Source organism: Jeongeupia wiesaeckerbachi (assembly GCF_050916355.1).
Lineage (GTDB): Bacteria > Pseudomonadota > Gammaproteobacteria > Burkholderiales > Chitinibacteraceae > Jeongeupia > Jeongeupia wiesaeckerbachi.
Genome location: NZ_CP136946.1, coordinates 930078 through 944727 on the forward strand (window position 1 = coordinate 930078; position 14650 = coordinate 944727).

Sequence of the window (14650 nt, forward strand, 5' to 3'; positions counted from 1 at the left end):
GCAGGGGCCTATTTCGGCCAATGGTCGACAAGCTCGGCTAAATTCCGCCATTCATCGCCGATCAGCGGCAGATGAAACAACCCAAGCAAGCCCGCCTAGCCGGCTTGAGCCTGCATGTACTCGACCAGCTGCGCCAGCGCCGCGCCCCAGCCCGGCTCGAAACCCATCGCCTCGTGCTGTTCACGCCCCGCCGCGTCGCGGTGCCTCACCGTCGCGGTGTAGCGCGTCCCGGTGGCGATCGGCTCGAGCTCGATGATCGCGGTGAAGTGGAAATCGCCGCTGCCACGCTCGGCCGCCGCCTCGACCGGTGCGGGACGGAAGCCCGGCAGCAGCACGTTGGTCCACACCAGCCGACGATTGGGCACGACGTCCAGATAACAGCCGGTGCCGGGAAAGGTCTCGCCTTCCGGCGAGCGCATCACCGTATGAAAGCGCCCGCCCGGCTGCAGATCGATGTCGCAGGCTATCGTTTGCCATGGCTTTGGGGTGAACCAGTGCAGCAGGTGGGAAGGTGTGGTCCACGCCGCCCAGATCGCTTCGGCCGGCAAGGGGACATCATGCGTAAAGGTCAGGTCAAGATTGGGATCAAAACAATCGGTTGAAACAGTCATCGTGTGCTCCACAAGTACGCGGGTTGTCACAGGCCGGAATACTGGTTGCGATTTCACAAGATCGAGCAAGGCCCGCCGAAAAACAAGTCGGGCCACAGGCCTTTACACCAGCATCGCAGGCGTAGTGCACATCCGTAGTCCGTCAGCCTCTGACGGCATCGACGGTGCCCAAGGCGACATGCTGCTATGTCGCGACAGCCGCACAAGGTGTGGCTCGAAACCCGGCAGGCCCTCGACAGCGGTACGCCGCCGACCGCTACCCGCTGGTCATCGAACAGTCCGAGGCCATGCAGTGCGTGATCGCCGTGATGGGCGCGCCGGGCTACGCGCTGGTGTGCGCCGAGATCGAAATCTCCTTCCTCTACGACGCCCACCTCGTCATCGAAGTCGACCGCCGCCATCGCGGCGACAGCTACTGCGTGGTCAGCGTGCCGCATGCGGGGTTGAGTACGGCGAGCGTGCAGCGGCAGTTGGCGACGCTGCTGTCGTAAACCGGACGTAGGGCGGACGGCATGGCCTAGGGCCATTCGGAGCGAAGCGACAATCCGCCACTCAGCTGATTCGGCGTGCCAAGCTACTGTCCACATGTCCGTCGCATCACGGTGGATTGGTAACGCCGAATCCACCCTACCGTGACCGGCACGGCCACCCCTGCCGCGGGCACCGGCAAAAACGCGTCAAACCCGCCACAGCACTTGCAGCGGGATTGCATGGACTCGGCCAAGCCGCTATAGATGCCTGCCCGCGCTCACACGCCGTGTGTCATCGCGCAAGGCCTTAATCCGACTACGCACGCGCCACAATGATCGCCCTCGCCCTGCTGCTTATTGGCTATTCCGTCTTTTGCGCCGTGGCGCTGGCATTGACCCACTGTCACAGCGACGCGTTTCAGGAGTTCCGGCAATCCCGGCTGATGGGCCTGGGCTTGCTGGTGGCTTTGAGTAGCCTGCAGCTGGCGCATTTCGCCTGGCTTTATCTCGACCTGCCGCTGATTTCGTCGCTGCCTTACCGGCTCACGCTGTTTAGCGTCGCGCCGGCCTTCCTGCTGTTCAGCCAACCGCTGCTGCAGCGCCAGACCACGCCATACTGGCACTGGCCGCTGCACGCACTGCCTGCGCTGCTGGCCTTGCTGCTGCCGGCCGCACAAGCTTTGCCACTGGCCTTCATCATCGGCGCGGCCTACCTGCTGTGGCTCGGCCGCACACTGCACGCACTACGGCAAGCGCGCGCCAATTTTCGGCGTGAAATCGGCCTGCTGGGTGGCGTCTTCATGATCGCGATCGGCGTTTCGGTACTCGGGCTGCTCCAGTCCGAGCTGCCGGACAAGCTGTTCTACAGCCTGTACGCCTGCGCGATCGGGCTGGCCTTTCTGCTGGTACAGATCGCGCTGAGCCGCCGGCCTCAACTGCCTGCCGAAGTCGCCGAGGTCGCGCAAAACACGTACGTCAACACGACGCTGACCCATGTCGACTGCGACGCCGTCGTCGCCCGTCTGACCACGCTGATGACCGCAGAGCGGCTCTACCAGACTGCCGACCTCAGCCTGCCCAGTCTTGCCGAGCTACTGACGCTCAGTCCCCACCAACTGTCCGAATTGCTCAACAGCCGGATCGGCATCGGTTTTTCCCGCTACCTGCGCGAGCAGCGCGTCGCGGCGGCCAAGGCCATGCTGCTCGACGAGCCTTCGGCCTCGGTGCTCTCGGTCGGGCTGAGTGTCGGCTTTACGTCTCAATCGAACTTCTACGAAGCGTTTCGCGAACTCGAAGGCATGACGCCCGGCCAGTATCGCAAGCTATCGAACCAGAAAGCGCCTTAGCGCTGGCCGCCAGTGCTCCGGAATGATCATTCCGGAGCAGAAAAAAACATCGCTCCGATCAAAGCGGAGGCCGGCCGCAGACGCCATCGCCACACTGGGGACTCCTATTACCCACCTGGAGTCCACCATGAACTTCGCCCTTGTCTTGCTGACCGAAGCCGCGCTCAGCATTACGATCAGTCTGATCGTGTTGCGGGTGCTATCGGACCCGCTGGTCGAGCTACTGGCGCAACTTTGCCCCGACGTGCAATCGGCACGCTTTTGGTTGAGCTACAGCCAGCTGATGCTGATCATTGCGCCGCTGTTACTGGTGTTGTTCACCGATGCCGTCGTCAATGCCGGCGGCGCGGCGCCCAGTCTGAGGCTCGCTCTGATTGCGGTACTGGCCGGCTTGCTGTTCAGCCTCTACCTAATCGGCCGACGCCTGGGTGCCTTTATCACTGCGCCGGACGCTTCGGAACCCGCAGCGTGAACATCCGGCTGACCGGCGCTCGAGGCTTTATCGGCGGCCATCTACGGCGCAATTCGTATGGCGCAATCGTCGCAGGCATTGCCCGCATGAAACACATCGTCGCCACATCAATCCCCGTTCGGCGCCTTACCGCCTCGCGGCGAATGCGCCCTACGGTGATGATAGCCGGACAGCAAGAAGCCCCGCACCGCGGGGCTTTTTGCTAAGCATTGTGCTGAAACCTAATCAGTCAACCAGCCTCAAGCCGCATACCCCAAATTCGGCGCCAAATCCCGCTCGGCCTGCTCGAGGCTGACATCACGGCGCTTGGCGTATTCCTCAAGCTGATCCTTGTTGATCTTACCGACCGCAAAATACTGCGACTGTGGGTGGCTGAAGTAGAAGCCGCTCACCGCCGCGGTCGGCAGCATGGCGTAGCCTTCGGTCAGCGTCATGCCAATGCCGTTGGCGTCGAGGATTTCAAACAGCCCGGTTTTGGCGGTGTGATCCGGGCAGGCCGGGTAGCCCGGTGCCGGGCGGATGCCGCTGTACTGTTCGTCGGTCAGCTCGTCCACCGTCAGTGATTCATCGGCGGCGTAGCCCCACAACTCCTTGCGCACCTTTTCGTGCATGTATTCGGCGAAGCCTTCGGCGAAGCGGTCGGCAAGGGCTTTGACCATGATCGCGCTGTAGTCGTCGTTGGCGTCTTCGAATGCCTTCACATGCGGGTCGATGCCGATGCCGCCGGTGACGGCGAATGCGCCGATATAGTCGGCAATGCCGGACTCTTTAGGCGCGATAAAGTCGGCCAGGCACCAGTTCGGTTTGCCGGCGGCCTTGATGTTCTGCTGGCGCAGGTTGTGCCAGGTCATGAGTACTTCGCCAGTTTCTGGCGAGTAGATTTCGATGTCTTCACCGGCCACGGCGTTGGCCGGGAACAGGCCGACGACGCCATTGGCCGAGATCCACTTTTGCGCGACCAAGTCTTTCAACATCGCCTGCGCGTCGGCAAACAGCGCGCGCGCCGATTCGCCGACGACCTCGTCCTGCAGGATCTTCGGGTACTTGCCGAACAGCTCCCAGGCGTTGAAGAACGGGCTCCAGTCGATAAACGGCGCGATGTCTTCGAGCGGGACGTTTTCAAAGGTGAGTACGCCCAGCTGCTTCGGCTTCGGCGGCGTGTAATTCGCCCAATCCACCTTGAAACCGTTGGCGCGCGCGTCCTCGATCTTGAGGAACTTGGTGCGGTCCTTGTTGGCGTGGATGGTGCGAATGTTTTCGTACTCGGCGTTCACCTTGGCGACGAAGTCGGGCTTCAGCTCGTCGCTCAGCAAGCTGGAGCACACGCCGACGGCGCGTGACGCATCCGGCACGTAGATCACCTGGCCATTGGCGTAGCCCGGCTCGATCTTCACCGCCGTGTGCACCTTGGACGTGGTCGCGCCGCCGATCAGCAGCGGCAGATCGAAGCCCTGGCGCTGCATTTCCTTGGCGACGTAGGCCATTTCCTCAAGCGACGGCGTGATCAGGCCACTCAGACCAATAATGTCGGCGCCGATTTCCTTGGCGGTATCGAGGATTTTCTGTGCCGGCACCATCACGCCGAGGTCGGTCACCTGATAGTTATTGCAGCGCAGTACCACGCCGACGATGTTCTTGCCGATGTCGTGGACGTCGCCCTTCACCGTCGCCATGACGATCTTGCCCTTGGCCGGCGCGTCGGCCAGGCCCGTGCGGATTTTTTCTTCCTCGATGAACGGCTCGAGGTGGGCCACCGCAGCCTTCATCACGCGGGCGGATTTCACCACCTGCGGCAGGAACATCTTGCCGGCGCCGAACAGGTCGCCGACGTGGTTCATGCCGGTCATCAGATGACCTTCGATCACGTGGATCGGCCGCTCGACGCTGAGCCGGGCGGCTTCGGTGTCTTCGACGATGAAGGTGGTGATGCCCTTCACCAGCGAGTGGGTGATGCGATCCTGCAGCGGCCATTCGCGCCACGCCAGATCTTCGACGTTCTTCTGCGTCGCGTCGCCCTTGAACGCTTCGGCGAGCTGGATCAGCGCTTCGGTGGTGACGAGGCTGTCGGTCCCGCGGTCGAGCACCACGTCCTCGATGGCATCGCGCAGCGCCTGTGGCACCTCGTCGTAGTTCTCCAGCGCGCCGGCGTTGACGATGCCCATCGTCATGCCCTGGGAAATCGCGTGGTAGAGGAAGACCGCGTGGATCGCCTCGCGGACCTTGTTGTTGCCGCGGAAGCTGAAGCTGACGTTCGACACGCCGCCGGAAATCTTCGCTTGCGGCAGGTTCTGCCTGATCCAGCCGGTCGCTTCGATGAAGTCGAGGCCGTAGCGGGCGTGCTCCTCGATGCCGGTAGCGACGGCGAAGACGTTCGGGTCGAAAATGATGTCGGCCGGATCGAAGCCGACTTCATCGACGAGGATGCGGTAGCTCTTCTCGCAGATCTCGATCTTGCGCGCATAGGTGTCGGCCTGGCCGACCTCGTCGAACGCCATCACGATCACCGCCGCGCCGTACATCTTCAGCAGCTTGGCATGATGGATGAACTGCTCGACACCTTCCTTCATCGAAATCGAGTTGACGATGCACTTGCCCTGCACGCACTTGAGGCCCGCCTCGATCACGTCCCACTTCGAGCTGTCGATCATGATCGGCACGCGCGAAATGTCCGGCTCGGCGGCGATCAGGTTCAGGAAGGTCACCATGGCCTTGTGGGCGTCGAGCATGCCCTCGTCCATATTGATGTCGATCACCTGCGCGCCGCTCACCACCTGCTGGCGCGCGACTTCCAGCGCGGCCGGATAGTCGCCGTTGAGGATCAGCCGCGCGAACGCCTTCGAGCCGGTGACGTTGGTGCGCTCGCCGACGTTCACGAACAGGTCGCTATCGCCGATATTAAACGGCTCGAGGCCCGAGAGCCGGCACTTGGGCGTGATCTCGGGCAGCTGGCGCGGCGGCAGGTCTTTCACCGCGTCGTAAATCGCCTTGATGTGCGCCGGCGTCGTACCGCAGCAGCCGCCGATGATGTTGACGAGGCCCGACTCGGCCCATTCGCGCACCTGCGGCGCCATGTCTTCGGGCAGCAGGTCGTAGCCGGTCGGCGCCAGCGGGTTCGGCAGGCCGGCGTTGGCGTGCACCGAGACGAAGGTGTCCGAAATCCGGCTCATCTCTTCGACATAGGGGCGCAGCAGGTCCGGGCCGAGCGCGCAATTCAGGCCGAACGAGATCGCGTCGGCGTGGTGCAGCGAGTTGTAGAACGCCTCGGTCGTCTGGCCGGTCAGCGTACGGCCGGACTGGTCGGTGATCGTGCCGGAAATCATCACCGGCAGCTCTTCGATGTCCGGGCGGTCGGCGAAGTATTTCTTGATCGCGAATACCGCGGCCTTGGCGTTCAGCGTGTCGAAAATCGTTTCGACCATCAGGATGTCGGCGCCGCCGGTGACGAGGCCGTCGATCGATTCCAGATACGCCTCGACCAGCTCGTCGAAGGTCACATTGCGAAAGCCCGGGTCGTTCACGTCGGGCGAAATCGACGCGGTGCGGCTGGTCGGGCCGAGGATGCCGGCGCAGAAGCGCGGCTTGGCCGGGTTTTTCGCGGTCTCGGCGACGCACAGGTCTTTGACGAGCTTGGCGGCCTGGTGGTTCAGCTCCCACACCAGGCTTTGCATCTCGTAATCGGCCATCGCCATCGACGTGGCGTTGAAGCTGTTGGTCTCGATGATGTCGGCGCCGGCATCGAGATACTGCTGGTGGATTTCGCTGATGATCTGCGGCTGCGTCAGCACCAAGAGGTCGTTGTTGCCCTTGAGGTCGCTCGGCCAGTCGGCAAAGCGCTCGCCGCGGTACTGCGCTTCGTCGAGCCGGTACTGCTGGATCATCGTTCCCATGCCACCGTCGAGCATCAGGATGCGTTCCCGCAACAGCGATTGCAGGATCTGGGTGCGAGTGGCGACGATGCTCATGGCTTATCCGGTTGATTCGACGACGAAAACCGGCAATTTTACCACATCACCCCGAAGCCATTCCGCACGTGCTGCTATCCCGATGTCACATTGCAGTGCAACAATCGTCCCTTGCAGCCTAAGAAAGGCCTTGCCATAACGGTATTTGCGACCAAGGAGACACACCAGCATGTTGAGTTCTTCCGAGCGCCTCGCCACCGCTTCCACGCTCCCCGTCCGCCTCGGACTGCTGTGGCAGCGGCGACTCCGCGATGCACTGACCCGCTTTGCCCACGCGCAGACCCTGCCGCAAGTACCGTTTACGGCCAACCCGTTCTTCGCCGCGGTCGACTACCTCACCGATACCTTCGAGCGCCAGACGCTGTTCTGGGACACCTTGCGCCAGCGCGGCGACAACTATCTCGAGCACGCCAAGGCCGGCAAGCCGCCCTTGCTGCACTTCGACTACGACATCATCGTCGACGGCCGGAAATTCAAGCGTCCGGTCAATTACGCGCTGGCCGCGATCACCCCGCCCGCCGGCGTCGTGATCGACCCGAATGCCCGCCCCTACGTGATCATCGATCCGCGCGCCGGTCACGGTCCCGGCATCGGCGGTTTCAAGGATGACTCCGAGGTCGGCATGGCGTTGCGCGCCGGCAGCCCGGTGTATTTCTGCCTGTTTTTCCCCGAGCCCGAAGCCGGCCAGACGCTGGCCGATGTCACCGCCGCCGAAGCCGATTTCCTGCGCGAAGTGATCCGCCGCCATCCCGAGTCGCCGAAGCCGGCGCTGGTCGGCAATTGCCAGGGCGGCTGGGCCGCGATGCTGGTCGCGGCGCAGTCTCCCGAACTCGTCGGCGCGCTGGTGATGAACGGCGCCCCGGTGTCGTACTGGGCCGGCAACGACGGCGGCAACCCGATGCGCTACGCCGGCGGCAACCTCGGTGGCGCGTGGACCGCGCTGCTGGCGTCCGACCTCGGCAACGGCAAGTTCGACGGTGCCTACCTCGTCGACAATTTCGAAGGGCTCGACCCGGCCAACACGCTGGTGAAGAAGACCTACCACCTGTACGACCAGATCGACACCGAGCCGCCGCGCTTCCTCGAGTTCGAGCGCTGGTGGGGCGGCTACTTCCTGATGAACGAGGAAGAAATCCGCTGGATCGTCGAAAACCTGTTCATCGGCAACAACCTGACCGAGGGCAAGGCCGTCAGCCAGGCCGGCGCCTTCGATCTGCGCCAGCTGCGCGCGCCGGTCGTCGTGTTCGCGTCGATGGGCGACAACATCACGCCACCGCAACAGGCGTTCAACTGGATCCTCGATCTTTACCCGAGCACCGCGGCGCTGAAGCATTCGGGCCAGGTCATCGTCGGCCTCGAACACAAGACCACCGGCCACCTCGGCATTTTCGTCTCGGCCAAGATCGCCCAGAAGGAACACGCCAAGATCGTCGAATTGCTGCAGGTGATCGAAACGCTCGAACCTGGCCTGTACCAGCTGAAAATCGATACGATCACCGGCGACGACGGCAAGCCGCACTACAGCGCCGAACTGATCGAACGCGAGGTCGAGGAGCTGCGCGGCCTGCAGAAGTTCGAACGTCACGACGAAGCACCGTTTGCCGCGGTCGAAGCGATCTCGACACTCAGCACGTCGATCTACTCGACACTGGTCCGCCCCTGGCTCGCGCCGCTGGTGACCGAAGACGCCGCCCAGCTCGGCCGGCAATTGCACCCGCTGCGCGTACAGCACTGGGGCTGGTCCAGCCTCAACCCGCTGGCCAAACTCAACGCCGGCATCGCCGAGGCCGTGCGCGAACACCGCCAGCCGCGCGATCCCGAGCTGCGTCCGCTCGAACGCTGGGCATCGCAACAGCTGGCCACCTCGCTCGACCTGTATCGCGACCTGCGCGATGCGACTAGCGAACTGCAGTTCTTCCAGACCTACGGGCTGCTCGGCCTCGCCGGTGTTGGCGTCGAGCACATTCCCGACTACCTGAAGAAGAACGGCCAGGCCGAACCGCAGTTCGACGATAACGCCCTGCTCGCCCGGCTGCCGAAGGGCGACAACGCCGACGGCATGATCCGCCTGGCCCTCCTGATCACCCAGGGTCTGCCGTCGATCAAGGTCGAACGCCGCAGTGCCGCGTATGAATGGCTGGTGCAGGAGCGCACGCTGGCGGCGCTGGATCCGGAAACCCGCCATGCCAAGATCCGCGAGCAGGCGCTGCTGGTCTGGCGTTTCCCGGCCGAAGCCCGCAAGACGCTGCCGCAGCTGTTCGGCAGTCGCGAAGCGCTGGTGACCGCGTTCGAGCACTTCGACGCACTGGTCCATGTGATTCCCGACGCCGCAGAGGCGCTGCGCAATCTGGAAGAACTACGCGCCGAAGCGTTGCCGACGCGAACCCAGACCGAATGGCCGGCGGCGGCAAGCCCGGCAGTTGCACCGACCGCGGACGAAAAACCGGCCCGGACCGTCACCCGACGCAAGCCTGCAGCGCCCAAACCGGCGGCCGCGCCAGCCGCCGACACCAAGGCCAAGCCGGCACGCCGCACGCCGAGCGCCGCCAAGACGGCCACCGCCAAAGAGGACAAGGAATGAAAACGCTTGAAGGCCGCATTGCCCTGATCACGGGCATCGCCAACGAAAACTCGATCGCCTACGGCGTCGCGCGCTCGCTGAAAGCGCGCGGTGCCGAGCTGGTCATCACCTACGTCAACGACAGGACGCTCGACTTCATCAAGCCCTTGCTGCCCGAGCTTGAACCCGCGCTGCTGCTCAAGTGCGACGTCAGCGACGATGCCTCGCTCGATGCCACCTTCGCGGCGATCACCGACAAGTTCGGCACGCTCGACATCGCGCTGCACTCGATTGCCTTCGCCCAGAAGGACGATCTGCACGGCCGCGTCGTCGACACCAGCCGCGAAGGCTTCATGCAGGCGATGGACATCTCGTGCCACTCCTTCGTGCGCATCGCCCACCGTGCCGAACCGTTGATGAAGGACGGCGGCACGCTGATCACGATGAGCTACTACGGCGCCGAAAAGGTCGTGCCTAATTACGGCGTGATGGGGCCGGTGAAGGCCGCGCTCGAAAGCACCGCGCGCTACCTTGCCAACGAACTCGGCCCGAAGAAGATCCGCGTCCACGCCGTCTCGCCCGGTCCGGTGCAGACGCGCGCCGCCAGCGGCATCCGCGAATTCGGCCTGCTGATCGAGAACTCGATCCAGCACGCGCCACTGCGCGAGCTGATCGACATCGACGACGTCGGCGAAGCCACGGCCTTCCTGTGCGAGGATGGCGCCAAGCGCATCACCGGCTCGGTGTTCTATGTCGACGGCGGGATCAATATCGTGTCCTGAACAGCCGATCCAGGCAGAGACGATAAAGCCAGCGAGACTGGCTTTTATCGTCTCTGCGCCCTTCCTCCAATCCAATCACCCCGGCCCAAGCATGACCCTAAGCCACCTTGCCCTCGTTGTCGCGCTTCTCTCCCCAGCCGCCTGGAGCTACGTCGGCTGCCACCAGAGCAGGGACGAATTCGACAACCTCGATTGCCTGAACGACATTTATCAGCAGGCCAACCGCGACCTCGGCACCAGCTACAAAACGCTCGACCGATATCTGGATGACGCCGGCAAGACCGCGCTGCAACGCAGCCAGCGCGACTGGCTGGGCCTGCGCAAACGCGAATGCAGTTACCGGAACGCGACCGGCTTCTACATCAACTTCGAATGCGCCACGCGCATCACGAGCAAGCGCACCGCCTTTTTCGCAGACCGGATCCGCGAGTGCCGCTATTCGAGCTGTAAAAACAACATGCTGTAAAAAAACCGGCCCAGTGGGCCGGTTTTTGATTGCCTCGTGATCACGACGCGAGGAAGAGCTTGTACGCCTCGTTGTCGGTCTCGATCCAGTACGGGTAGCCGAGCTTGTCGAGGAAGGCGGCGAACTCGGCGTCGTCCTCTTGCGGCACCTGGATGCCGACGAGGATGCGGCCGTAGTCGGCACCGTGGTTGCGGTAGTGGAACAGGCTGATGTTCCAGCCGACGCTCATGTTCTCAAGGAAGTTGAGCAGCGCGCCCGGACGCTCGGGGAATTCGAAGCGCAGCAGCCGCTCGTTGGTCACCTGCGGTGCATGGCCGCCGACCAGATGGCGCACGTGCAGTTTGGCGAGTTCGTTGTCGGTCAGGTCGGTTGCCGGCAGGCCATGGCCGGCAAGCTTTTCGATCAGGTCGGTGACTTCCTGGCGATTCTGGATCGACAGGCCGACGAAGACGTGGGCCTTGTCGTCGGCGCCGTAGCGATAGTTGAATTCGGTGACATTGCGTGCGCCGACAAGGCCGCAGAACTGACGGAACGCGCCCGGTTGTTCCGGCACGGTGACCGCGAGCACCGCCTCGCGGCCCTCGCCGAGTTCGGCCTGTTCGGCGACATAGCGCAAGCGGTCGAAGTTCATGTTCGCGCCCGAGGTGATCGCGACCAGCGTCTGGCCCTCGATCTTCTCGCGCGCCGCCCACGCCTTGGCGCCGGCGACGGCCAGCGCACCGGCCGGTTCGAGGATCGAGCGCGTGTCTTCGAACACATCCTTGATCGCCGCGCACATTGCGTCGGTATCGACGAGGATGATGTCGTCGACGAATTCCTGGCACAGCCGGAACGTTTCCTCGCCGACCTGCTTGACCGCAACGCCGTCGGCAAAGATGCCGACCTGCGGCAGGGTGACGCGCTCGCCGAGCTTCAGCGACAGATACATCGCATTGGCGTCGGTCGGCTCGACACCGATGATCTTCACCTCGGGGCGCAGCCGCTTGATATAGGCCGCGACCCCGGCGATCAAGCCGCCACCGCCGACCGGGATGAACACCGCGTCGAGCGGGTCCGGGTGCTGCATCATGATTTCCATCCCGCAGGTGCCCTGGCCGGCGATCACGTCGGGATCGTCGAACGGATGGATGAAGGTCGCACCGCTTTCCTCGACCAGCTTCATCGCGTGCAGATAGCAATCCGAATACGAATCGCCGACCAGCACCGCCTCGGCGCCACGGCGGGTGACGGCGTCGACCTTGATGCGCGGCGTCGTCGCCGGCATGACGATGGTCGCGCGACAGCCGAGCTTCTGCGCCGACAGCGCCACGCCCTGCGCGTGGTTGCCGGCCGATGCGGCGATCACGCCACGGTCGAGCTCGCTGCGCGACAGCTTGACCATCTTGTTGTACGCGCCGCGAATCTTGAACGAGAACACCGGCTGCATGTCTTCGCGCTTCAGCAGCACCTGGTTGCCGATGCGGCGGCTCAGATTGGGCGCGAGTTCCAGCGGGGTTTCAATCGCCGCGTCGTAGACGCGGGCGGTGAGGATGCGTTCAAGATATTGGTTCTGCGGCTGGCTCATGGGCGTGTTCTTCGTGGCTGCGGGAATACGGGAAACTACTGTAGCGGGGATGGCCCGGCGAGGCCAGCGCCAATCGCGCGGCACCAGCGCCGGCGCCGGGTCAGCGGCGCCGGCTGGCCAGGATCAGCAGCACCACGCCGGCCAGCACCACCAGCATGCCGATCAGCATCACGCCCGACACGTGTTCGCCGGCGATCAGCCAGCCCAGCAGCACCGCGACCGGCGGATTGACGTAGGAAAAGCTCGACGCCAGCACCGGTTTGGCGTGCGCCAGCACATAAACGAAGGCGGTATACGCGATCAGCGAGCCGAACACGGTCAGGTAGGCAAACGCCGCCCAGCTTTGCCAGCCGACGTGGACCGGCAAGGTCTCGCCCCGCAGCGGCGCGACCACGGCCAGCACCAGCCCGGCGGCGAGCATCTGGATGGCCGCCGACATCAGCCCGGACGGCAGCGTGATGCGTCGCTGGACCACCGCGGTGATCGCCCAGACGATGGCCACCGCCAGCAGCAAGCCGAACGCCCAAGGCGTCCCGTCGAAGCGTGCATCCCGCTGCAGCAGCGCGACGCCGATCAGACCGAGGGCGACGCCGAACCATTCGAGACGCTTGGGCCGGTTGCCGCCCAGCCAGTCGAACAGCACCGCGAACAGCGGCGTCACCGCCATCAGCAAGGCCACCAGCCCGGACGGCAGTTCGGTTTCGATCACGCAGACGGCGCCGTTGCCAAAGGCGAGAAAAGCAATGCCCACTCCGGCAGCGGCGCGCACCTGCGGCCAGCTCGGCCACGGTGCGCCGCGCCATCTGAGAAACCCCAGCATCAGCGTGCCGGCGAGGATGAAGCGCACCGCCCCCATCAGCAGCGGCGGCAGGTCCGCGACCGCGTAGCGGATGCCAAGGTAGGTCGAGCCCCAGACGATGTACACCAGCAGGAGCGAAACGATCAGGCGATGGTCGAATGATTTCATTTTCAACAGCCTACCGGTGCCAGCGGTAATCCACACGTCACAGCACGGCTTTAAATATGCCGTCACAGCCCCACTTAGCCAGATATTGATCTCGTCGATTGACGCCCAAGGATTGCACCATGAGCCAGATGACCCCGCAGGAAATTGTCCACGAACTCGACAAGCACATCGTCGGGCAGTCCGCCGCCAAGAAGGCCGTGGCGATCGCGATGCGCAACCGCTGGCGCCGCCAGCAGGTGGCCGAGCCGCTGCGGCACGAGATCACGCCGAAGAACATCCTGATGATCGGCCCGACCGGCGTCGGCAAAACCGAAATCGCCCGCCGGCTGGCCAAGCTCGCCGATGCGCCGTTCATCAAGGTCGAAGCGACCAAGTTCACCGAGGTCGGCTACGTCGGCAAGGATGTCGACAGCATCATCCGCGACCTGATGGAGATCGCCTTCAAACAGGTGCGCGACAGCGCGATCAAGAAAAACCGCGTCCGCGCCGAAGATGCCGCCGAGGAGCGCATTCTCGACGTGCTGCTGCCGCCGCCGAACAAGGCCTACGCCAGCGCCAACGACGACGAGCAGGGCAAGGAAACCCGGCAGAAATTCCGCAAGATGCTGCGTGAGGGCAAGTTCGACGACAAGGAAATCGAGGTCGACGTCGCCCAGGCGATGCCGGACATGAACGTGTTCGCACCGGGCATGCCGGGCATGGACGACCTGTCCGGCCAGCTGTCGCAGATGTTCAAGGGTGCGTTCGCCGACAAGAAAAAACCGCAGAAGCTCAAGGTCATCGACGCGATCAAGCTGATCACCGACGAGGAAGCCGCCAAGCTCGTCAACGACGACGACATCAAGGCCGAGGCGCTGAAGGCCGTCGAACAGAACGGCATCGTCTTCATCGACGAAATCGACAAGGTCACCAGCCGCGCCGACACCAGCGGCGGCGAAGTCAGCCGCCAGGGCGTGCAGCGCGACCTGCTGCCGCTGGTCGAAGGCACGACGGTCAGCACCAAGTACGGCATGGTCAACACCGACCACATCCTCTTCGTCGCCTCGGGCGCGTTCGCGCTGACCAAGCCGTCCGACCTGATCCCCGAATTGCAGGGCCGCTTCCCGATCCGCGTCGAGCTGACCTCGCTGAACGTCGACGACTTCAGCCGCATCCTCACCGCAACCGACGCCTGCCTGACCAAGCAGTACCAGGCGCTGCTGGCGACCGAAGGCGTCGAGGTCGAATTCACCGAGGACGGCGTACGCCGCCTGTCCGAGATTGCCTGCCAGGTGAACGAAGCGACCGAGAACATCGGCGCGCGCCGGCTGTACACGGTGATGGAAAAACTGCTCGAGGAAATCTCCTTCGACGCCCGGACCGGCAAGGTGGTGATGGACGCCGCCGCGGTCGAAGCCAAGCTCGGCGAAGTGGCCGGCAACGAGGACCTGGCGCGCTTCGTGTTGTAAGC

The 14650-nt window shown here is 63.9% G+C and carries 11 protein-coding genes; 7 read left to right on the forward strand and 4 right to left on the reverse strand.

The features are described 5' to 3' along the window. Window positions 1–95 precede the first annotated feature (95 nt). A complete protein-coding gene (locus tag R0382_RS04630) occupies window positions 96–611 on the reverse strand; it encodes an SRPBCC family protein (RefSeq protein ID WP_432722736.1) in 516 nt (171 codons plus the stop codon). Window positions 612–820: 209 nt separating this feature from the next. Here R0382_RS04630 and R0382_RS04635 point away from each other — a divergent pair, with 209 nt between their 5' ends. The 3 genes from R0382_RS04635 to R0382_RS04645 all read left to right on the forward strand — a co-directional run bounded on the left by R0382_RS04635 (window position 821) and on the right by R0382_RS04645 (window position 2899). Beyond that, window positions 821–1102 carry a hypothetical protein gene (locus R0382_RS04635; RefSeq protein ID WP_432722737.1) on the forward strand — a complete coding sequence of 94 codons (282 nt, stop codon included), beginning with the start codon at window positions 821–823 and terminating at the stop codon, window positions 1100–1102. 311 nt (window positions 1103–1413) lie between these two features. Further along, window positions 1414–2427 carry a helix-turn-helix domain-containing protein gene (locus R0382_RS04640; protein ID WP_432722739.1) on the forward strand — a complete coding sequence of 338 codons (1014 nt, stop codon included), beginning with the start codon at window positions 1414–1416 and terminating at the stop codon, window positions 2425–2427. Window positions 2428–2554: 127 nt separating this feature from the next. Beyond that, complete coding sequence (locus R0382_RS04645; RefSeq protein ID WP_432722741.1) at window positions 2555–2899, forward strand: hypothetical protein; 345 nt, start codon at window positions 2555–2557, stop codon at window positions 2897–2899. A 239-nt stretch (window positions 2900–3138) separates the two neighbouring features. Here the strand turns inward: R0382_RS04645 and metH are convergent, their stop codons facing one another. Further along, window positions 3139–6861 carry a methionine synthase gene (metH, locus tag R0382_RS04650; protein ID WP_432722742.1) on the reverse strand — a complete coding sequence of 1241 codons (3723 nt, stop codon included), beginning with the start codon at window positions 6859–6861 and terminating at the stop codon, window positions 3139–3141. Window positions 6862–7030: 169 nt separating this feature from the next. Here metH and R0382_RS04655 point away from each other — a divergent pair, with 169 nt between their 5' ends. From R0382_RS04655 to R0382_RS04665, 3 genes are all read left to right on the forward strand, one after another. Continuing rightward, entirely contained in the window at window positions 7031–9442 is a 2412-nt protein-coding gene (locus R0382_RS04655; protein WP_432722744.1) for a DUF3141 domain-containing protein, read from the forward strand. Continuing rightward, window positions 9439–10203, forward strand: a complete 765-nt coding sequence (fabI, locus tag R0382_RS04660; protein WP_432722746.1) for an enoyl-ACP reductase FabI — start codon at window positions 9439–9441, stop codon at window positions 10201–10203. The genes R0382_RS04655 and fabI overlap by 4 nt, the downstream gene beginning before the upstream one ends. A gap of 91 nt (window positions 10204–10294) precedes the next feature. Continuing rightward, a complete protein-coding gene (locus tag R0382_RS04665; protein WP_432722747.1) occupies window positions 10295–10669 on the forward strand; it encodes a lysozyme inhibitor LprI family protein in 375 nt (124 codons plus the stop codon). 40 nt (window positions 10670–10709) lie between these two features. Here R0382_RS04665 and ilvA read toward each other — a convergent pair whose 3' ends face one another. Both ilvA and yedA read right to left on the reverse strand, forming a co-directional pair. After that, window positions 10710–12260, reverse strand: coding sequence for a threonine ammonia-lyase, biosynthetic (gene ilvA, locus R0382_RS04670; RefSeq protein ID WP_432724126.1), 1551 nt, complete (start codon window positions 12258–12260; stop codon window positions 10710–10712). A 73-nt stretch (window positions 12261–12333) separates the two neighbouring features. After that, entirely contained in the window at window positions 12334–13200 is an 867-nt protein-coding gene (gene yedA, locus R0382_RS04675) for a drug/metabolite exporter YedA (protein ID WP_432722749.1), read from the reverse strand. Window positions 13201–13319: 119 nt separating this feature from the next. Between yedA and hslU the strand changes: the two genes are divergently transcribed. Continuing rightward, on the forward strand, window positions 13320–14648 hold the full coding sequence (gene hslU / locus R0382_RS04680) for an ATP-dependent protease ATPase subunit HslU (RefSeq protein WP_432722750.1): 1329 nt from the start codon (window positions 13320–13322) through the stop codon (window positions 14646–14648). Window positions 14649–14650: the final 2 nt, after the last annotated feature.